Here is an 18922-nt window from a genome sequence, read left to right as displayed (position 1 = left end):
CGGATCACACGTTCGCCTCTTCCTCACAACTTCGCGACGGTTCTCGCATCTTGCGTGGAAAACGCTTACGCTGAGCATCAGCGAATGCATCCGAGGAAAGGGGAAGCGATGCTGTACAAGAGGATCCTCGTGCCCTTCGATGGCTCCGAGCCGTCCCAGAACGCCCTCGAGGTGGCGAAGAAGCTGATCGCCGACGACGCTGCCGCCGTGCTGCACGTGCTGACCGTGGTGCCGGCCGGCGCCGTGGCCGCCGAACTGGAGGCGCCGGCGGGGCCGGGCTCGGCCACGCCGTTGATCTTTCCGGATATGGAGTCGTACGAGCGCGTAATCGAGCGCGCCAAGGCGACGGCGATGGACGACCTGAACGAGGCCCTCGGCGAGTGCCTGGATGACGTGGCCTGCGACGTGCAGGTGGGCGCCGTCATCAGCGGCAAGGTGGCCGATGGCATCTGCGACTACGCCGAGGCGAACGACTGCGAGATCATCGTCATGGGCCGCCGAGGCCTGGGCGCCCTGCGCGGTATGCTCGGAAGCGTGAGCTACGCCGTCCTCCACGAGGCGGACGTGCCGGTGCTCACCGTGAAGTAGCCCCCTGCCCGCGCGATGCCCCTAATGTGCAGGAATTGTGTCGTTTGACGGCGCAGCCTCGCTAAAGGTTGCGTTGGCGGGACGAGGCGCGTAATATATCTCCTTGCCTTTAAGGGTGCACATACATTGCGGGGTGGAGCAGTCTGGTAGCTCGCCGGGCTCATAACCCGGAGGCCGTAGGTTCAAATCCTGCCCCCGCGACCAACTTTCCCAGGTCAGCCACGCGCTGGCCTTTTTTGTGACGAGTGACAAAGGGTCACACCTAATGGCACCCCCCATGGGGACAACGTGCCATCAGGACAACGTGCCATCAGGTTGCGCCTAATGGCACACCCCCTTCCGCCAGTCAGGCCTGCATGTGGCGGGGGCAAGCCACAATGTGACAATAGGCCGAACCTGATGGCACAAATCAGACGAAGTGGTTGGCTTCTTCGACAAGATGGAACGCGGAGCCGGCCCTCTGCACCGACCCATTCTGCGTTGGCAATGTGACATTAGGTTGAACCCAATGGCACACACAATGGCACACAATGGCACAACCAATGTGACAATAGGCCGAACCTAATGGCACACCCCGCCAGCCAGGCTTGCGTGTGGCGGCGGGGCAAGCCGGATGCCTTGCCCTCCTACCTTCCCGCCCATTGGCGCATCATCCGAAGAAGTTGCCCAGCACTTGGCACAAGCGAGCCCAGCCGTATGAGTCGGAGCTTGGCGGACGGTATCCTTTCAGCTCGTAGTACTTGAGGAGAGGCTGAATCGTGTCACGGCCTCCGTTCCAGTGGACATAGACGCCGATCTTGCGTTCTTTTGTCGTGATGACTGCTCGATTACTCATTGTTTGCGACCTCCTATGGTTTCGGCGCAGGCCCTATGCCTTCGCCTTTCGGGCGGAGATGCGACGAGGTTCAGCGGACGGCGCAAGGGGGAAAGCGAAAACCCGGAGGGCGATGAGTTTTGCCTGTTCGGGAATCCTCCACTCCTGGCAAAAGTTTTTCGAGGCCCTTGAGCCGAGGCTGGTTCTCGGCAAGTCTTTCAGCCAGAAGGAGAAGCGGGCCCGCCGCAAGAGGGCGCTGGGTGATTCGAGCAGGAGTAGATTATTAGACCCAAAAACGCTAGAATGTGGGTCTATTAGTCTAGGAGGTCAAGTGACCGCATCCGTTGCAGAACATATCGAGAAGCTGGGAGGGGTAGCTTCCTCATCTCAGCTCAAGGAGGCTGGGTATGCGCCCGGTGTGATCGAGTACGCCTTTAGTAGCGGCAAGATAGACAGGCTGACCCGAGGCGTCTACTGCTCGCTCGATGTGCTGGATGATGAGTTCGCGGCAGTGACCATGCGTTGGCCGAAGTGCATACTCTCACATGGAACCGCGCTGTATCTGCTGGGGCTGTCCGATCGCGTGCCCGGGAACCTGAGCGTAAGTGTCCCACGGGACTATAATCCGCGGGAGCTGAGGCGAACCCATCCGGACATGAGGATTCATCGCGAGAGCGACAAGCTCTACGGGCTGGGCAAGACCACGGTGAAGGACCCCATGGGCGTCATCGTGCCCACCTACGATGCGGAGCGCTCCATAGCCGACATCATCCAAGAGAGGGCCAAGGGCACCGTGAACCCGCAGCTCGTGAGGGATGCCATAGTGGGCTATTTCAGGAAGGGCGACCGCGACCTGCCCAAGCTCGCGAAGATGTGCGAGGCGCTGGGCGTTCGAGATGAGCTGCAGACGTACCTGGAGGTGCTTGAATGAACGAAATGAGAAGCGATGCGAGCCTGAGGGGGAAAGTGCGCCACCTTTCCAACGAGTATGGGCTCAAGTCTCAAGAGGTGCTTCAGATGTATCTCTTCGAGCATCTGCTCATGCGCTTGGCCAAGAGCTCCTACGCTGACAAGTTCGTGCTCAAGGGAGGCCTTCTTATCTCGTCGATGACCGGCATCTACTAGCGTACAACCATGGACATGGATGCGACCGTCGTGGGCATGGATATGGATGAGGAGACCATCGCAAATGCCCTACGCGAGATCTGCGCAACCGATGTTGGCGATGGAATGACATACGCGTTCGAGAGGATCGAGCCCATCCGCGAAGATGACGAGTACGCAAACTGGCGCGCTCACCTCAAGGCGAAATACGGAAGGATCGATGCGCCGGTAAAAGTGGACATCACGACTGGTGATGCCATCTATCCATCGCAGGTCAGACACAAGTTCGAGCTGATGTTCGACCAAGGCGCGCTCGATGTTCTGTCCTATCATCCGGCAGCCGTTCTGGCCGAAAAGCTTGAGACAGTGCTTAGCCGAGGAGTGGCGAACACGCGCGGCAGGGACTTCTACGATCTGTATGCCATCCCGCGCTACTATTCCGGGGTCATAAATGAGCAAGATCTTCGAGAGGCGCTTCGTCGCACTGCCGAGAAGCGAGGCTCTCAGCACGCTATAGCGGAGTGGAAAGATACGCTCGAAGGCATTCGTGCTTCTGCCATCATGCACCAGGTCTGGTCTTCGTATGTTGCTGATACCCCATATGCGAATGGCGTCTCTTTAGACGATTCGTTAGACTCAATCGAAAAGGTAGTGTCCCGAAAGTTGGTGTAATCGCCTAGAATCCGGTTCGTATTCTAACCCATCGTCTAAGCAGCCTTCCTGCCGATCGGGTTGTCGGCAATCACGACATCGATGATGCGCCTTGCGTGCTCCTCGGCAGTCCCTTCATACGCAGGCGCAGGAGCGGTTAGCTTCGCCGGAGCAAGGGCCTGGGCAATCGACTCTTCCGTGAACCACCTTCTGGTCGCCCAGTCCTCGTCCATCTCGGAGAAGACTGCGCCCTACATGCGGATGAGCGATTTCCTGGACGGGAACACCTGCACCACGCGGCTGCGTCGCTTGAGCTCGCGGTTGGCGCGCTCCTGCACGTTGTTGGTTCGCAGACGGCGATGGTGGGCATAGGGAAAGTCGAGGTACGCCAGGGCGTCGGCCTCTGCCTCCTCGAGGAGCTCGGCCGCCTTCGGGCAGAAGCTGCAAATCTCTCGGCATGCCAAGTGGTAGAGCTCGCGAACGAGGCCCGGGTCCCGTTCGGCGAAGACCGCATGCAGGATGGCGAGCGCAGCCGCCCTTTTCTGGCGCGTTGGCGCCAAAGACGCCGCATTCCCCATGAGGTGCACGATGCATCTCTGCCAAGCGGCTCCCGGGAACACCTCCTCGATGGCGCGCCTGAGCCCCTCATGCGCATCCGACGTCACGCAGACGACGCCGTCCACCCCACGCTCCCTGAGCGATCGCAAGAAGGCGAGCCATCCCGCATACGACTCTGCGTCGACGGCGTCCAATCCCAGCAGACGGCGATAGCCGTCCGCTCCTGCTCCTATGGCCGTCACTAGCGCGCATGATGACACATGGCCTTCATCGCGGCACTTGATATAGGTCGCATCGACCCAGATGTAGGGAAACGCCGTATCGGACAGATCGCGTTCCTGCAGGTCGGCTGTCGTCGCATCCAGCGCCTCGCAGATCCTTGATACTTGGCTTGAGCTCATGCGGTCTATGCCCATCTGCGCCGCTATCCGTTCCACTTTCCTCGTGGACACGCCGCAGGTCACCATCTCGGACACGGCCGCTATCACCGCCCTGTCCACCCGCGAGTAGCGCACGAGAAGGCCCTCTGGGAAGTAGCTACCGCGCCTGAGCTTGGGGATGCGCAGATTGATGATGCCGACGCTGGTGACGAGCGTGCGCTCGCGATAGCCGTTGCGCTGGTTGCCGTCGACGCACGCATCCTCTGCCTGGGCGTCCATGATCTCGTTGACGAGAGCCTCGGCCATGATGCGGATGAGCTCTTGGATGTTGACCATCCCGTCATCGAATCGAGGAATCTCGGTCGCTGCCGGCAGTCCATGCTCTACACTTTCCATTAGGTCATCGCCTTTCTCTTGAATCCATCAATCTCGACAATTGAAGATTCTAGGCGATGGCCGTTTCCTGTCTCTCAAGCGAAACGGCTCTTACACCAACATTAGGGACACGGTCATCGAAAAGCTGATGGACTCGTTGAAGCTATAGATGGATTCAAAACGCACAATACAAAAGGGTGAGACAAACTGTCTCACCCTTTTTGTAAGCATGAACTGGCAAGAGAAGTGTTGATCGTTTTAGCTTGACAGAAGACTAGTGCAATATATAATTTGCAATGTAAGATATATTTTGCATTTCGAATTGCTGTCTAGGAGTGCCATGGAAGGCGAAAAGAACTTGCGAATGAGAAGCGCTCGCAATGATGCCGGGCTGTCGCAAACAGATTTGGCAGAGCGTGTAGGGGCTACGCGTCAAACCATCGGGTTGATCGAGGCGGGCAAATATAACCCTTCGCTCAAACTCTGCAAGGCAATCTGCCAAACGCTAGGCAAAACACTCAATGACCTGTTCTGGGATTAAGGAGGAAACGATGAACCTGATCAAACGATGGAATGCCTTCATGGGCCCCAAGGACGAGCGACTTGAATCCGAGTCCAACCGCTGCATGCGCGTCGGCTATACCATATTGCTCGCAGGAGCGGGAATCGCTGCCTGGTACGGGATCATGGTCAATCAGGTGGCAGACACGACGGACACCCCGATCTACACCAGCATCGGTCAAGATGTCTTTCCGGTAACAGGCGTTATTGCGGTAGCCATTCTCGTATCCTGTCTTATCACTCTTGGGATGCAGATGAAGGCGGGAATCGTCGACGAGCACGTGCGCATGGCTACCATCGATCACGTGCCTTGGGGATTTTGCGTCCTCATTGGTTTGATTAGTGGCGCGATGTTGGGAGTCATCTCTGCGGCCATGCGCATGCTGGCAGAGATTCAGATCGTTGGCATAGAGAGTGTGACTTGGGCAGGTGATCTGGCTATGGGTGTCGTTTTCTTCGTTATGGCATTTGTCGTGGGTACCTTCGGAACTGCCGCATATATCAAATCCGCAATCGTAGGGCGAGCCAAGCAGGACAGCCTTCTCGAAGATTAGATTCAGATAATTTGTCCGATTTCTTGGTGCTGAGACAAAACGTCCCAGCGCCAAGATACTGTTTAGCTTGCCTTTTCAAGAACAGCGAGCATTGCTCTGAGCTCCTCGATGGAGAACGGGATGGATTCTGGCGTGATACTCTCTAACCGCTTTGGATCGAACTCTGTGTTCTGCCCTTCCATTTCAGCTCTACGCTGCTCGACTTCACGTTGGAAAACACTGTAAGTATCATCGAAAGCGCCTTCGATATACTTGACTGCTTGCTGTTTAGCCTCGGGATCCACATCCGCATAAATGTCGAGGGTCATGGAAGGATTCGCGTGACCTAGATAGTCAGCGACGGTGCGAACATCTGCTCCGCTTCCGATCATAAAGGTTGCGAAGGTATGGCGCAGGTCATGCAGTGTGCAGGTAAATCCATTCATCTTGCAAAATGCAGCGAAATCCTTGCCCAGCTGCGTGGGGTTGTAGGGTCTGCTTTCTGATTCAAGAGTTCCGAGGATGAAAGCGTCTTCAAGCCTCACCTTCAGCTTCCCGCACATCCACTTCAGATCCTCCCGCATGCCTCTCAGCATTTCGAAAGCGTGAAGAGTCAATGGGATTGTCCGGATCTCCTCTGTCTTGGCTGTTTCAAATAGAAACCCCCTTCACCGTTACCCAGAGAATGGGTAACGGTAATGGTCTGCTTTGACTCGTCAAAGTCACTCCACCTTAAAGCACAGACTTCGCCTCTACGCACGCCAGTCGTGAGCATGATTTCGATAGCGACAGCGAGTGCGCCGGGCTGCGCACGGCGTGCCAGATCGAGTGGGTGACAAAGGGTCACACCTAATGGCACCTCCCCATGGCATAAATCGCAACGTGGCACTAGCAACGTGCCATTAGGTGTGACCCTTTGTCACTCTTTTCTAGCAACGTGCCATTAGGTGTGACCCTTTGTCACTCCAAGGAAGAGGACCGGGAAGGCCCCGGTCCTCTCAGGTAGCGATTGCGCGCAAGGAGAACCTCGTGCGCGTCGCAAGACGGTCTAAGCGGCTTTTCGGCTTCGAAGGTCTTCCAGGTCGTTCTCGAGCTGCGCCATGGCGTCGGGCTCGTCCTCCACGAAAGCCTGGGTTATCTTGAGGCAGCCGCGATAGAAACGCGTGGACACCAGCTTGGACGCAAGCGCCTTGAAGCGGGGGAACCACGACGCCACGTGCGCGTCGAAAAACGCTTGCTGCTCGCGGACAGACTGCAGTGCCTCGTCGAAGCGCCCGTCCGCAATGAGGTCCGACAGTCCGTCACACTGACGAGCCATGAACTCGAACAGAAACGATAGGTGGTCGTCGGGGAGGTCGAGGCCTTCCCTCACCCTGACGTAGGACTCCCTGAACACGCGATGCACCTCGCCGCTGGCTTCGCCCATCACAAAGCCGCCGCCGTAGCGGTACAGCGACTCGAACGGCTGCGCCGTACGCCCTTTGTAGGTTTGGGTTCCATAGAACGTCGCGGTGTAATCGCTTGCGAGCTCCTGGCGGGTCCCGGTGTTCCGCTTGCGCAGATACCGGTACAGGTCGTTGTAGCCGTCGGCGAACGGGGAGCCGTCCTCCGATGCAATCACCGCTAGATCGGCCTCTGCCAGCGCATCGATCTGCTCCTGCGTCAGCGGCTTGAAATACAGCTGCGCAAGCATGCGGTACAGAGCCGCGCGATCGCCGAGGGTCTTCCTCACGACTTCGGTTTGCAGGTCTTCGGACATGGCCTTCCCCTTTCTCGCTTCCGCTTCCGGCCGTAGATGGTTTTCGAGATACGCCTATAACTAGAGGTTGAGCATAACGCTGGGAACGGTGCAGCTGAACAGGTCGATGAAGCCCGTGGAGCATACCCACATGAGCACCCTGACGGATACGCCGCCCACGAAAGCGCAGGCAAGGCCCACGCCCGCGAGAACCGCTGGCGAGACGGACGCCTTCTTCGTCAGGGCGACGACGGATACCGCAAGCGTGGCAACCGCGCCGATGACCACGACGCCGTCCCAGAGGATCGCCTCATGGCCGGTCGTGTTACCGCCCAGGAAGAGGCAGTACGACGCAAGGCCCGCGGCGTTGACGGCGGCGGCAACCGTCACGGCGGCATTCAGCTTGCCGCCCAGCTCGTCGCCTTCCCCCTTCAGGGCGCTGATGAGCGCGAACAGGAACGCGCCGCACGCAAGCGAGCTGCCGAGGTAGGCGAGGGGGAGCGTCTCGCTGTTCCACGTGGGCTGGCCCTCGATGACGTAGCCGTGGCCGCAGAAATACCCCAGCATCAGGCCGAGCACGATGCCCAAAACGCTCAGGACGCGCAGCGGAGCGGTTGCCTTGCTGCGCCGTCTCACCAGAAGGTAGGCCACCATGATGGCGAAGTTGGCGCCCAGAAGCATGAGCTCGATGGAAATGCCCGAGAACGAGAGCAGGTTGGTCACGGCGCTTATGGCGTGCAGCGGAGCTGCGAGGTGGAGCACCGAGAGGCAGCCGCCCAGCGCCAGGAGCACGGCGGAGCACGCCGCGCCGGCGTCGCGCGTCTTGTCTGAGCCGCCCAGCAGCTCGGACAGGCCTACGAATGCGAACAGCGATCCGCCCGTTCCGGCCACAAGGGAGAACAGGACCAAGGGCCACTGGATATCCATTTAGATCAGCTCCTTCCAGCTTGCAACGTTGGGCGAGAGAATGTAGCGCGTCACCGGCTGGGAGTTGCCGGGGTCGGCCAGCGCGTGGATGGCCTCGTCCGGGTACTTCGCCATCTCCTTGCACACGTCGCTCTCAGGATCGTCGTAGTCGCCGAAGAAGCGCGCGCCGCAGTTGCAGTTGTGGACGCATGCGGGAACGCCGGATCCGTTTGCGGTGATCTGCGAGCACAGGGTGCATTTCTGCACGCAGCCCTGCTCCTCGTTGAACTGGCGCACGCCGTAGGGGCAGGCATACAGGCAGTAGTGGCAGCCGATGCACTTCTCCTTGTCGATGAGCACATAGCCGGTCTTCTCGTCGCGATACGACGCGCCCGTGGGGCACACCGTGACGCACTGGGGGTTGCGGCACTGCTGGCACTGAAAGGTGACAAAGAAGGTGACAAAGGGTCACACCTAATGGCACCGTCCCCCATGATGACAATGAAGCGCGGGTGACAAAGGAAGGGTGACAGAGGGTTACGCCCAGTGGCACCCTCTCATGGCGACAGCGTGACAATAGGTCGAACCTAATGTCACCCCTCCCCTCATCGCGCTCTCGCGATAGATCCCCTCCCGATGCCGGTCAGCCGCTCTATCTGGCGAATCGAGAGGCCGAGGGCCTTGAGGGTTCCCAGGGCCCTGTCCCTCTCCTCCTTCGGCATGCTGGGGAGGCTGTCTGCAAAGCCCTCCCCGCAAAGGCGCGAGGCGATTGCGCGTGCGTCGCTGTCGCTCAGGCGGGGCCGGTAACCGTCGACCCTCGCAAACCCGTCGAGCTCGTTTTCCATCGCATGGAACCGGGCGAACTCCTCCCTGCTTCCGAAGAACTCGAGCGCCTTCGAGGCGTCGCATATTCCCTCGCCTTCGAGCGCAGATCCTTCGCCGAGGATCTCGCGGTAGCTGCTCCACGGATAGCCTTCCATGTCGGCTATCCGCGCCACCTCGGCGTTTCTGTGGATGTACCTGATGGCGGCCAGCATATGCCCCTCGGTCTCGACGGGCTCGGAGGAGAATCTGTTCTGGAAGACTTTGCCAACGTGCCCATGGCGGCCGTTGAAGTACTGCGCGTAGCTGGTTCCCAGGCGCTGCATCAGCCCGGAAAGCTCCGGCGGCTGCGCCCTTACCAGAAGGTGCACGTGGTTGGGCATGAGCGTCCAGGCCAGGACGGCAACCTCCGAGTTCTCAAGCTTGTCTCGGAGCGTTGCGAGGTAGCGCTTCTTGTCGCGGTCGTCCTCGAAGATGAGCCTTCTCCCAAGGCCCCGCTGGGTCACGTGGACGTATCCAGATAGAAGCTCGCTGCGAAGTCTGCGCATGGAAAACCTCTCCGTTCGGGGCGAATGCGGCAATTATGCCATTCGAAGCGGCCCTTTGGCAGGCCTTTGGTGCCGATTGATGTCGTCGGGTCACGTCTAATGGCACACTCTTGCGCCGATAGTGCCATTAGGTGTGACCCTTTGGCACACAGCGATATATATGCTGTTCCGATGCCGCGGAACGGTATGCTGGGGGCGAAGGAGGTGCTCCCCGTTGTCCCGCATACTCATCGCCGAAGACGAGCGGTCTATCTCAAACCTCATCCGCCTGGCGCTCGCCAAGGAGGGGTACGACTGCGTATGCGCAGGTGATGGCGATGAGGTGGTCAGCATCCTGGAAGGTGGCCGCTTCGATCTGGTGCTTCTGGACGTGATGCTCCCCAAGGTGGACGGCTTCGCGCTCATGGACTTCATTCGGCCGTTGGGGGTGCCCGTCATCTTCATCACCGCACGGGGCGACTTGGCCGACCGGATCCACGGACTGCGTGCTGGCGCCGAGGACTATATCGTCAAGCCCTTCGAGGTGGCCGAGCTGCTGGCACGCGTGGATGTGGTGCTGCGCCGCTTCCGCCAGACCGATGGCGTGATGATCGTCGATGGGCTGACCGTGGACACCCTCGGTCGCCGCGTGATGCGCGATGACCAGGAAATCCCCCTCACCAAGACCGAGTACGAGCTGCTGCTCCTGCTCATACGCAATCCGGGGCGCGCCCTCACCCGCGAGGCCATGTACGAGCAGGTGTGGGGCCAGCCGTTTCGCTATGGCACCAAGACGGTCGACCTCCACGTCCAGCGCATGCGCAAGAAGGTCAAGTGGGAAGAAAAGATAGTCGCCGTCAACAGGGTCGGCTATCGGTTCGAGGCCTGAGGCGCGAAGAACGACGATGGCCGCCGAGCAAGAAGCCGTTTCGCATTTGGAGGCCGTGGTTGAGCGACAAGCCCGTTTCGTCGGAAGCTACGCCCATGAGATAAGGACTGCCCTCACCGCCATCATCGGCTATGCCGACCTGTTGCGCCTCCAAAAGCTTGATGAGGGGGAGCGCGCCGAAGCAGCCGAGTTCATCCTGGCCGAGGGGCAGCGCCTCGAGCGCCTCTCGCAGCTCATCCTCGACTTGGTCGTGCTGGAGGGCCGCCCGCTGCGCCTGAGCCCGGCCAGCCCCGGCACGCTGGTGCAGGGCCTGGTGAAGCGGCTGGCGCCCCTCTATGCCGCCGACGGCGTCGACCTGAGCTGCGCCTGCGAGGAGGGCGCGTGCCTGATGGAGCCCGACCTCGTGGCGTCTCTGGTGGAGAACCTGTGCGAGAACGCGCGCAAGGCGCTCGGCGGGCCGGGCGAGGTGCGGGTGACGTGCCAGGCGCTTGCCGACGGCTGCCGCATCAGCGTATCCGATACCGGGCCGGGCATTCCGCCAGAGGCCCTCGACCGCTTGGCGGAGCCCTTCTACCGCGTGGAAGGCGCGCGCCCATCCGAGGGCGGAGCGGGCCTGGGGCTGACGCTCTGCCACGGCATCGCCACAGCCCACAAGGGAAGCCTTTCCTTCGCGAGCGAGCCGGGGGAGGGGACGACGGTGATCGCCGAACTGCACGGTGGCGCTGCATAGAAAGCGGGTAATGCGTTGTTTGCCCGCTGGCGGCGAATCCGATGCGGTTTCGATGCAGGCGCTGGGTACCGTTGGTGTTTCCCACCGTTCCCGTCGCGAAAGGACGACCATGCGCCAGCCTCTCCCCCGTGCTTTTGCCGCCGACACGCCGGCGCTCGCGAATGCGCGGAAAAACACCTTCTGGGGGGGGGTCTGATGACTGACTCCCTCGACATGCTAGGCCCTGCCATCCGCACGCTGCGCAAGGGGCGCGGCCTCACGCAGGAGCAACTGGCCAAGGCGGTGGGGGCGTCGCGTCAGGCGGTGGGTCGTTGGGAGGACGGCGGCGTGCTGCCGGATTTGCGCCACGCCTGCTATCTGGCCCAGGTGCTGGGCGTGGGATTGGACGAGCTGGTGTTCCAGGGCGAGGGCTGGGCGGCATCGGGCACCACGCCTGCGCGTGAGGACATCCTGGGGGTGACGGCAGTGGAGGACGACGGCCGCCTGGTGCTCTCGAAGGCGGCGGCGCGCCATATGGACCTGCGCCCCGGGGACAAGCTGGTCATCACGCCCTGGGGCCCTACAGGTGTGGCGATGCAGGAGCTGGAGGCGTTCCTCCGCGTCAGCGAACAGTAGCCGCGAGGGCGGCGTGCGGGCGTAGGGCGCGGCGCTCAGATATGCGGGTGGCACGCAGGCTGAGCGCGCTATGCGGGCGCGTCCTCAGCGAGCACCTGGGGGTTCACGCAGTTCTCGGGGCGCCGGCCGAGTACCACGTCGATGGCGTTCTGGGCGCAGCGGGCGCGCAGCTCGACGGCCGACTCCTCGGACCAGTAGGCCGCGTGGGCCGTGAGCACGGTGTGCGGCGCGCGGCAGATGGGCGCGTCGGGCGCCACGGGCTCCTCCTCGAACACGTCGATGCCGGCGCCCCAAAGCCGCCCCTCCGCGAGGGCTGCGGCCAGGGCGTCGGTATCTACCACCGCCCCGCGCGAGGTGTTCACCACCACGGCGTCGGGCTTCATGGTGGCGATGCGCTCGGCGCTCAGCAGGTGGTGCGTCTCGGGGGTGAGCGCCGTGTGGAAGCTCACCACGTCGCTCACCGCTAGCAGCTCGTCGAGGGCCGCGTAGGGAAAACCCTCCGGCGTCGCGCGCCCTGCGATGCCGCGACGGTCCCACACGATTACGCGGAACCCCAGCCCACGGGCCTTTCGGGCCGTCGCGCGGCCGATGTTGCCGTAGCCCACCACGCCGAACGTGCGGCCGCTCACCTGCCCGAGGGGCTGGCGCCGATGAAAGTCCCAGATGCCGTCGCGCAGGTCGGCGTCAAGCTCGTTCACGCGACGCAGCACGCAGAGCGCCAGCGTTATGGCATGGTCAGACACCACCTCGGTGCCGTAGCCCGGTACGTTGCAGACGGCCGTGCCGTTGGCGGTGGCGGCGTCGACGGCGATGTTGTCCACGCCTGTGCCCGTCTTGCTGACCACCTTGAGGTCCGGCAGCGCGGCGAAGACCTCCGGCGTGAAGCTGCCGTAGGAGGTGATGGCGCCGTCGGCTCCACGCAGGTGCTCGATGATCTCCTCGGGCGTTCGGGCGCGCTCGCCGTCATAGGCGGCGAATTCGATGCCCGCGGCCTCGACCATCTTACGCTCGAAGGCGGTGTCTCCAAAGTCGGTGTCGGTGGCGACGATCTTGGGCATGGCGGGCTCCTTGGGACTTGACGGGCGATGGGGCGGGTGCGGGCGGCAGCGAGCGGGGCACGGCCTGGGGCGTGCGGGGCTCGCAGAGCCGCTGTCCCAGTATACGGCGCGGCGGCTCGCCAGGCTGGTGCTGCGAGGCGAAGGGCCGGAAGTGTTGCGAATCCGTTCGGTCGGGTGCGGCGGGTCGGATGCGTCGGGTGGGCCGGGTCGGCCGGGTGCGCCGGGTCGGCCGGCGCAGCCGCCGCCTGCGCGGGTGTTGCCGCCGCGTCGCGCTTCGCAAGGGGGCGTCACCGCCACTTCTTCGCCGCAAAGTGGCAGTAATTGACGTTTTGGTACGGTCTCGGTCGCTTCCGGCGCCGGCGTGCGCTCTGTCGACCTGGGCTTTTGCCGTCAGCTAGCTCCTCGGCGGCTCAGAATCGAGCCGAAAGGCGGCCCCTTACCGTACCAAAACGCCAATTACTGCCACTGTGGGCCGAAAATGTGGCGGTGACGCCCCAAACCGGCGTGTCGGGCCGCCCCCGCGTCCGCCCCCACGAGCGGCGGGCGCGATTCGCGCGCCTCCCCATGTATCGAGCGCCCTTGCGTCCTCGCGCCGAGCCCGGCCCGCCGGGCGCTACGCCAGCAGCGCGTCGAGCGCGGCGAAGAGCTTGTCGACCTCGATGGGCTTGGGCAGGTGGCCGTCCATGCCGGCGTCGAGGGCCTTCTGGCGGTCGGTGTCGAAGGCGTCGGCGGTGATGGCCAGGATGGGCACGGTTGCGGCGGGGCCCTCGAGCGCGCGGATGGCGCGGGCCGCCTCGTAGCCGTTCATCACCGGCATCTGGATGTCCATCAGCACCAGCTCGAAGCGGTCGGCGTCGGGCTCGGCCATCATGTCGACGGCCATCTGACCATCGACGGCGCATTCCACCTCGAAGCCCGCGTCCTCAAGCAGCGTGAGGGCGATCTCGCGATTGAGCAGGTTGTCGTCCACCAGCAGCACGTGGCAGCCCTTGAGGGCATCCGACGGCACGACGCGCGTCGGCGCCGTGGGCGCAAGATCGCCGGACGCGTCGGCCTCGCGCAGGGTGAGCATGACCGTGAAGCGGCTTCCCACGCCCTCGGTGCTGGCCACCTCGATGGTACCGCCCATCATGTCCACCAGGCTCTTCGTGATGGCCATGCCCAGGCCCGTGCCCTGGATGCCGCTGATGGTGGAGGTGCGCTCGCGCTCGAAGGGGTCGAAGATGTGCTTGAGGAACTCGGGGCTCATGCCGATGCCGGTGTCCTCCACCACCATACGGTAGCGACGGCAGCCGGCGGGTGCGCCGGGGGCCTCGGCCACTGTGGCGGAGACGACGCCCTCGGGGGCGGTGAACTTGAGGGAGTTGCCCAGTAGGTTCAGGAATATCTGGTTGATCTTCAGCTTGTCGCAGATGATGGGCACCTCGGCCTCGGGCCCTGCGTCCACCTTCAGCGTGATTCCGCGCTCGTCGGCCTCGGGTTGGAGGATGGTATGCAGGTTCTCCATGATCTCGTGGATGCTGGAGCGCTGCTCGTCGAGCGATGCCTTGCCGCTCTCGATGCGGCTCATGTCCAGGATGTCGTTGATGAGGCTCAGCAGGTGATGGCTGGACGCCTGGATCTTGGCCAGATACTCCTCCACGCGATCCTTCTGGTCGATGTGGTTGGTGGCCAGGGTGGTGAAGCCGACGATGGCGTTCATGGGCGTGCGGATGTCGTGCGACATGTTGGTGAGGAAGGCGCTCTTGGCCTCGCTGGCCTTGTTGGCGCGCACGAGGGCCTCCTCCAGCAGCTCCTTCTGCTGGAGCTCCTCGCGGATCTGCCGATCGACGTTGCGCAGGCCCATGACGATGCGGTGCCCGTCGTCCCATGATCCGGCGCGCACGATGGTGACCTGGCAGAACTGGGCCTCGTCGCCTTGTCCGGTGCGATACAGGGCGTCCAGGCGATCGTCGGTCTCCAGATGCTCGAGGATGCGCGCGGGCGAGAGCACGTCGGCCATCTTGGCGCGGTCGGATTCGTGGACGCGCTCGCTGATGTAGCGGCCGCCGCTCTCCTCGAGCGTCAGGCCCTCGCCGAACACGTTGGCCAGCCCCAGCGCGGGATCGGTGGACACGCGCACCGGCTCGCTCACGTCGGTGTCCAGGTCGTAGGCGCATACCACCAGGTAGTCCTCGCTGAGCGCCTTCAGCAGATCGCGCTGGTGGCGCTCCTTGCGCTCCTCCTCGAGCTTCTGCTCGGTGATGTCCAGCAGGAAGCGCTGGAAGTAGCGCTCGCCGTCCTTCTCCGTGAGCTTGATGTTGCCCATGACGTGCAGGATCTCTCCGGTGGAGCGGCGCACGCGGTACTCGGTGCTCACGCTGTCGCCGATATGGGTGAGGGTGGCGATGCGCTCGCGTAGCATGGCCTGGTCCTCTTCCACCACCGTGGGGGCTATCATGTCGAAGCCCTGGTCCATCAGCTCGGCCTCGGACTCGTAGCCCAGGATGTTGAGCGCGGCCTGGTTGATGCCCAGGATGCGCGAGCCGTCGATGCTGTGGGTGAGCACGCCGCACTCCATGGTGGTGAAGATGGTCTCCAGCGTGCGCGTCTTCTCTACGAGGCTGGCCTCGTAGGCGCGTTCCTGGGTGATGTCGATGCCCACGCCCACGGTGCCCATGACGGTGCCGTCGGGGTTGTAGAGCGGCGATTTGTAGGTGGTGAGCAGACGAGTGTCGCTGCCCGTCTGGACGCATTCCTCCGAGACGCAGGTGCGCTCGGTCTCCATGACGATGCGCTCGGACTCGATGCAGGCGGGGTCGTCCTCCTCCACGTCCCAGATGTAGGCGTGGCGCTGGCCCTGCACCTGCTCCTTGGTCTTGCCGACCGTCTCGCAGAAGCTGTCGTTGACCTTCTCGTGCACGCCATCGGCGGTCTTATACCAGATGAGGCATGGGATGGAATTGATGGTGGCCTCCAGGTACTGGGCCGTCTCCCAGGCGTCGGCGGCGTCCTTGCGGGCGCGCTGCCAGCGCGCAAAGTGGAAAGCGAGCGTGGCGGGGGAGAGGGGATCCGCCCACAGGTCGGTTAGCTGGCCGAGAAACGGCTCCGCGGCGGCGGCCAGGTCGTTCGGTGCGATGAGCACCAGGTCGGCGCCGGGCTTGCGGGCGGCCAGCAGGGGCTCGACGGCGGCCAGGCTGTCCTCGTCGACCACGCGCAGGAACAGGCCGTCCGCCTGCGAGACGGCGGGGTCGTCCGCGGAAGCGGCGCCCAGCGCGGGAGAGGCGGTGACCTGGCGGGTGAACGACGTCGGCGGGGCGGTCTTCTCGACAACGTCGGCCATATCGGCGTCGAAGCCGATCAGGTGAATGCGAAGCAGGCTGTGATACATGGGACGCCCCTCAGATGCCAGGTGACCGTGTCACCTCATTATAGCCGTAAGTAACTGTAACCCTGATGTTACGATATGGTGCGTTCGGCTATTATAATGCTTCGTTCGTTACGATAACGGGAGAGCCTCCCGCAGATTGCGCCGCTTGTAGACGATGCCGACGATGAGGGCGCAGGCGATGGCCGCTGCGGCGAACAGCGCGTAGCTCACCGCGTAGCTGCCCGTGGCGCTGGCCAGGGCGCCGGGCATCAGGTTGAAGGCGAAGCCGCCGAAGGCGTAGGCGACCTGGAAATCGCGCACCATCCCCAGCCGGTCGCGCGGGGCCGAGAGCTCGAGGGTCCACACGGAGACGCCGGTGGTGGCCAGCGCCACGCCCACTCCGAAGAACACGGCGGCGAAGAACCCGTCGGCCGCGCCGCCCGGCCCTGCCAGGGAACAGAGCAGCAGCCCCACGATGAGCACGGTGAAGAACGCGAGCGATCCCTTCCGCGCGCCCGCCAGGTCGAACACCCAGCCGCAAGCGAGCTTGCTCAACGTGAGGGAGGTGCCGAGCACGGCGGTGAGCAGGGCCGCCGTCTCCAGCCCGATGCCCGATGACGTGAGCAGCACCGAGAAGTACCCGTTGCCCACGATGGCCACCGCGCCCAGCAGCACCATGGCCGCCAGCATGAGGCGCTTGTCCGCCCGCGGCAGCGTGGCGGCGCCTACATGCACCTTGCCGGGATGGCGGGCGGGGGCGGCAGGGGCGCTGGGCTCGGGGGCGGTTCGGGTCGGGGCAGCCGCCGCGGGCGGGGCCGCTGGCGCGGGCTCCTCCACGGGGCGCAGGCCCACGTCCTGGGGCTTGGAGCGCAAAAGCGCCACCACCGCGGTGCCCAGCCCGAGAGCCAGCAACGCCTCCATGAGAAACGCGTGCGAGAGGTCGCTGCGGGCGATGACGGCCGCCACCGCCAGGGGCATCACCATGGACGCGACGCCGCTTCCCATCCCCACGGCGCCCGCCACGGTGCCGATGTGCCCGCGGTACCAGTTGCCGATGAGCATGGTGGTGGCCACCACGCCGCCGAACCCGTAGCCGATGCCCGTCAGCACGCTTCCCAGGCACAGAAGCGCCAGGTCACGGGCGAGCGAGTAGGCCAGAAACCCAGCCGCCGTGAACGCGGTGGCCGCAGCCACGCCCACGCGCAGGCTGAACCGGCGGTAGAAGGCGCTCACGAAGAAGATGGCTACGAGCGAGACGAACGAGCGCACCGTGAGCACGAGCGACCCGCCCAAGTCGCCCACGCCCGGCATGGCCACCAGGTAGGACTGGAACACGTTGAAGGACGTGGCGGGCAGCCCCTGGTTGATGAACAGGATGCAGAAGCAGCAGGCGACGATGACTATGCGATAGTGTTGGCGCATAGCGCCAGTCTACTCCTTTGGGACGTCCAGGGCGCGCACCGACTTAAACAGGTACATCACAGAACCGAGCGCCAGGCACGCCAGGCCGTCTATCACGAAGAACGCTGCGACGCCCGTGATCTCGGCCAGCGCGCCGCCGAGGGCCACGCCCACCGGCGTGGCAAGTCCCATGGACGCGGTGAGCAGGCCCATGGCGCGGCCCATCTTCTCATCCGGCACGTTGCGCTGCACAAGCGTGATGAGCGGCCCGTTGAACCACGCGCAGGCCACGGCCATGACGGCCATGAGCACCGCGTAGGCCGCGAACCCGCTCGGCGGCAGCAGGCCGCAGACCGCGGTGGTCGCGCCCACGATGACGGCCGCCACGGCAATGAGCCCGGCCAGCCGGCGCCCGCCACCCCAGGCCATGAGGATCATCGAGCCGGCCAGCATGCCCACGCCGAAGGCCGCCTCGGCGATGGAGGCCGTGTAGCCGTCGCCGCCGAAGTGATCGAGCACCATGAGCGGGCAGAGTGCCGAGAGCGGCCCGAAGGTGACCATCCCCAGCATCACGCCGCCGATGAGCAGCACGAGCCCGCGGTTGGCGGACACGGCGCGCCAGCCGTCGCGCAGGTTGGCCATCGTGCGCTGGCTCTCGGCGCCGGCGTCGATGACGGTGGGGATCTTCGCCAGCATGAGCCCGGCCACGGCCACCACGGCGCCGGCGAAGTCGAGGAACATCACCGCCGAGAACCCAAACGTGGTGTACAGGAAGATGCCGAAGGCCGGCGCGCCGATGCCCGCCACCGAGGCAAGCAGCTGGTCGAGGGTGTTGATGCGCAGCAGGTGCTTCTCGGGCACGAGCAGGGGCATGGCGGCCATCATGGCCGGCCCGTGGAACGCCTGCCCCACGGCGCGTGCCACGCATACGATGAGGAGCAGCGGGATGGACACGTCGCCGGCCAGGATGAGCAGGCCGGCGATGAGCGACACCACGCCGACGGCGCCGTCGGCCGCGATCATGATGAGCTTGCGGTTGTGGCGGTCGGCCGCCACGCCGCCGAAGGGTGATACGAGCCCGATGGGCAGCATGGCGCAGATGGTGAGCGCGGAGAGCACGAGCGCGCTGCCCGTGCTCTCGGTGACGTACCAGACGACGGCGTAGCCGGCCGCGTAGCTGGTGATCAGGGAGACGGCCTGGCCGCTCCAGATGAACGCGATGACGGCGAGCCAGTTGCGCGCGAGCGGCAGCCCGGCCGCGCTGAGCGGGGGCGCGGGCTCGTCGGGCGCCGGGCCGGGCGCGGGGGTCGCGGGCGACGTGGC

18 protein-coding genes, 1 tRNA gene and 2 pseudogenes are annotated in these 18922 nt (G+C 63.8%); 10 read left to right on the top strand and 11 right to left on the bottom strand.

What is annotated here, in order from left to right:
• Window positions 1-108 precede the first annotated feature (108 nt).
• From D1643_RS03660 to D1643_RS03645, 5 genes are all read left to right on the top strand, one after another.
• Window positions 109-588, top strand: a complete 480-nt coding sequence (locus D1643_RS03660; protein WP_160708742.1) for a universal stress protein — start codon at window positions 109-111, stop codon at window positions 586-588.
• Window positions 589-715: 127 nt separating this feature from the next.
• A tRNA-Met gene (locus D1643_RS03655) sits at window positions 716-792 on the top strand.
• A 941-nt stretch (window positions 793-1733) separates the two neighbouring features.
• Window positions 1734-2333: a type IV toxin-antitoxin system AbiEi family antitoxin domain-containing protein gene (locus D1643_RS03650; RefSeq protein ID WP_160708740.1), complete on the top strand. Its 600-nt coding sequence runs from the start codon at window positions 1734-1736 to the stop codon at window positions 2331-2333.
• On the top strand, window positions 2330-2527 hold the full coding sequence (locus tag D1643_RS11560; RefSeq protein ID WP_201750947.1) for a hypothetical protein: 198 nt from the start codon (window positions 2330-2332) through the stop codon (window positions 2525-2527). The genes D1643_RS03650 and D1643_RS11560 overlap by 4 nt, the downstream gene beginning before the upstream one ends.
• 9 nt (window positions 2528-2536) lie before the next feature.
• Window positions 2537-3178 (top strand): nucleotidyl transferase AbiEii/AbiGii toxin family protein, encoded by a 642-nt coding sequence (locus tag D1643_RS03645; protein WP_201750946.1) that lies wholly within the window; start codon window positions 2537-2539, stop codon window positions 3176-3178.
• Between the two features lie 230 nt (window positions 3179-3408).
• Here the strand turns inward: D1643_RS03645 and D1643_RS03640 are convergent, their stop codons facing one another.
• Window positions 3409-4491 carry an IS256 family transposase gene (locus tag D1643_RS03640; protein ID WP_236643354.1) on the bottom strand — a complete coding sequence of 361 codons (1083 nt, stop codon included), beginning with the start codon at window positions 4489-4491 and terminating at the stop codon, window positions 3409-3411.
• A 319-nt stretch (window positions 4492-4810) separates the two neighbouring features.
• Here D1643_RS03640 and D1643_RS03635 point away from each other — a divergent pair, with 319 nt between their 5' ends.
• Complete coding sequence (locus D1643_RS03635; protein ID WP_160708738.1) at window positions 4811-5011, top strand: helix-turn-helix transcriptional regulator; 201 nt, start codon at window positions 4811-4813, stop codon at window positions 5009-5011.
• A gap of 10 nt (window positions 5012-5021) precedes the next feature.
• Window positions 5022-5585 carry a hypothetical protein gene (locus tag D1643_RS03630; RefSeq protein WP_160708736.1) on the top strand — a complete coding sequence of 188 codons (564 nt, stop codon included), beginning with the start codon at window positions 5022-5024 and terminating at the stop codon, window positions 5583-5585.
• Window positions 5586-5647: 62 nt separating this feature from the next.
• Here D1643_RS03630 and D1643_RS03625 read toward each other — a convergent pair.
• From D1643_RS03625 to D1643_RS03600, 6 genes and pseudogenes are all read right to left on the bottom strand, one after another.
• Window positions 5648-6202: pseudogene (locus D1643_RS03625) on the bottom strand (tyrosine-type recombinase/integrase); the annotation flags it as partial.
• Window positions 6178-6411: a tyrosine-type recombinase/integrase gene (locus D1643_RS12210; protein WP_201750945.1), complete on the bottom strand. Its 234-nt coding sequence runs from the start codon at window positions 6409-6411 to the stop codon at window positions 6178-6180. The gene D1643_RS12210 and the pseudogene D1643_RS03625, both read right to left, overlap by 25 nt.
• A 201-nt stretch (window positions 6412-6612) precedes the next feature.
• Window positions 6613-7323: a molecular chaperone gene (locus tag D1643_RS03615; RefSeq protein ID WP_160708732.1), complete on the bottom strand. Its 711-nt coding sequence runs from the start codon at window positions 7321-7323 to the stop codon at window positions 6613-6615.
• Window positions 7324-7383: 60 nt separating this feature from the next.
• Entirely contained in the window at window positions 7384-8229 is an 846-nt protein-coding gene (locus tag D1643_RS03610; protein ID WP_160708730.1) for a DmsC/YnfH family molybdoenzyme membrane anchor subunit, read from the bottom strand.
• A pseudogene (locus tag D1643_RS03605) lies at window positions 8230-8655 on the bottom strand (4Fe-4S dicluster domain-containing protein); the annotation flags it as partial.
• 158 nt (window positions 8656-8813) lie between these two features.
• The gene (locus tag D1643_RS03600) at window positions 8814-9578 is read right to left on the bottom strand and encodes a transposase (RefSeq protein WP_160708728.1); all 765 of its coding nucleotides are present in this window, start codon (window positions 9576-9578) and stop codon (window positions 8814-8816) included.
• 214 nt (window positions 9579-9792) lie between these two features.
• Between D1643_RS03600 and D1643_RS03595 the strand changes: the two genes are divergently transcribed.
• From D1643_RS03595 to D1643_RS03585, 3 genes are all read left to right on the top strand, one after another.
• On the top strand, window positions 9793-10446 hold the full coding sequence (locus D1643_RS03595; protein WP_160708726.1) for a response regulator transcription factor: 654 nt from the start codon (window positions 9793-9795) through the stop codon (window positions 10444-10446).
• Between the two features lie 55 nt (window positions 10447-10501).
• Window positions 10502-11176, top strand: a complete 675-nt coding sequence (locus tag D1643_RS03590) for a HAMP domain-containing sensor histidine kinase (RefSeq protein WP_160708724.1) — start codon at window positions 10502-10504, stop codon at window positions 11174-11176.
• A gap of 195 nt (window positions 11177-11371) precedes the next feature.
• The gene (locus D1643_RS03585) at window positions 11372-11791 is read left to right on the top strand and encodes a helix-turn-helix transcriptional regulator (protein ID WP_160708722.1); all 420 of its coding nucleotides are present in this window, start codon (window positions 11372-11374) and stop codon (window positions 11789-11791) included.
• Window positions 11792-11859: 68 nt separating this feature from the next.
• Here D1643_RS03585 and D1643_RS03580 read toward each other — a convergent pair whose 3' ends face one another.
• The 4 genes from D1643_RS03580 to D1643_RS03565 form a co-directional block, all read right to left on the bottom strand.
• The gene (locus D1643_RS03580; RefSeq protein ID WP_160708720.1) at window positions 11860-12849 is read right to left on the bottom strand and encodes a C-terminal binding protein; all 990 of its coding nucleotides are present in this window, start codon (window positions 12847-12849) and stop codon (window positions 11860-11862) included.
• Window positions 12850-13462: 613 nt separating this feature from the next.
• The gene (locus tag D1643_RS03575; RefSeq protein WP_160708718.1) at window positions 13463-16219 is read right to left on the bottom strand and encodes a PAS domain-containing hybrid sensor histidine kinase/response regulator; all 2757 of its coding nucleotides are present in this window, start codon (window positions 16217-16219) and stop codon (window positions 13463-13465) included.
• Window positions 16220-16327: 108 nt separating this feature from the next.
• Window positions 16328-17620, bottom strand: a complete 1293-nt coding sequence (locus tag D1643_RS03570) for an MFS transporter (RefSeq protein WP_160708716.1) — start codon at window positions 17618-17620, stop codon at window positions 16328-16330.
• A gap of 9 nt (window positions 17621-17629) precedes the next feature.
• On the bottom strand, window positions 17630-18850 hold the full coding sequence (locus D1643_RS03565; protein ID WP_160708760.1) for an MFS transporter: 1221 nt from the start codon (window positions 18848-18850) through the stop codon (window positions 17630-17632).
• Between the last annotated feature and the right edge of the window lie 72 nt (window positions 18851-18922).

It is taken from the genome of Enterorhabdus sp. P55, assembly GCF_009911695.1.
Taxonomy (GTDB): domain Bacteria; phylum Actinomycetota; class Coriobacteriia; order Coriobacteriales; family Eggerthellaceae; genus Enterorhabdus.
This window is presented reverse-complemented; position numbering and strand designations above follow the sequence as displayed.

Coding starts and splice junctions, on each gene's coding strand:
- D1643_RS03660 (WP_160708742.1), top strand. CDS start 109: ATGCTGTACAAGAGGATCCTCGTGCCCTTCGATGGCTCCGAGCCGTCC.
- D1643_RS11560 (WP_201750947.1), top strand. CDS start 2,330: ATGAACGAAATGAGAAGCGATGCGAGCCTGAGGGGGAAAGTGCGCCAC.
- D1643_RS03645 (WP_201750946.1), top strand. CDS start 2,537: ATGGACATGGATGCGACCGTCGTGGGCATGGATATGGATGAGGAGACC.
- D1643_RS03640 (WP_236643354.1), bottom strand. CDS start 4,491: ATGGAAAGTGTAGAGCATGGACTGCCGGCAGCGACCGAGATTCCTCGA.
- D1643_RS03635 (WP_160708738.1), top strand. CDS start 4,811: ATGGAAGGCGAAAAGAACTTGCGAATGAGAAGCGCTCGCAATGATGCC.
- D1643_RS03630 (WP_160708736.1), top strand. CDS start 5,022: ATGAACCTGATCAAACGATGGAATGCCTTCATGGGCCCCAAGGACGAG.
- D1643_RS03615 (WP_160708732.1), bottom strand. CDS start 7,323: ATGTCCGAAGACCTGCAAACCGAAGTCGTGAGGAAGACCCTCGGCGAT.
- D1643_RS03610 (WP_160708730.1), bottom strand. CDS start 8,229: ATGGATATCCAGTGGCCCTTGGTCCTGTTCTCCCTTGTGGCCGGAACG.
- D1643_RS03600 (WP_160708728.1), bottom strand. CDS start 9,578: ATGCGCAGACTTCGCAGCGAGCTTCTATCTGGATACGTCCACGTGACC.
- D1643_RS03585 (WP_160708722.1), top strand. CDS start 11,372: ATGACTGACTCCCTCGACATGCTAGGCCCTGCCATCCGCACGCTGCGC.
- D1643_RS03580 (WP_160708720.1), bottom strand. CDS start 12,849: ATGCCCAAGATCGTCGCCACCGACACCGACTTTGGAGACACCGCCTTC.
- D1643_RS03575 (WP_160708718.1), bottom strand. CDS start 16,219: ATGTATCACAGCCTGCTTCGCATTCACCTGATCGGCTTCGACGCCGAT.
- D1643_RS03570 (WP_160708716.1), bottom strand. CDS start 17,620: ATGCGCCAACACTATCGCATAGTCATCGTCGCCTGCTGCTTCTGCATC.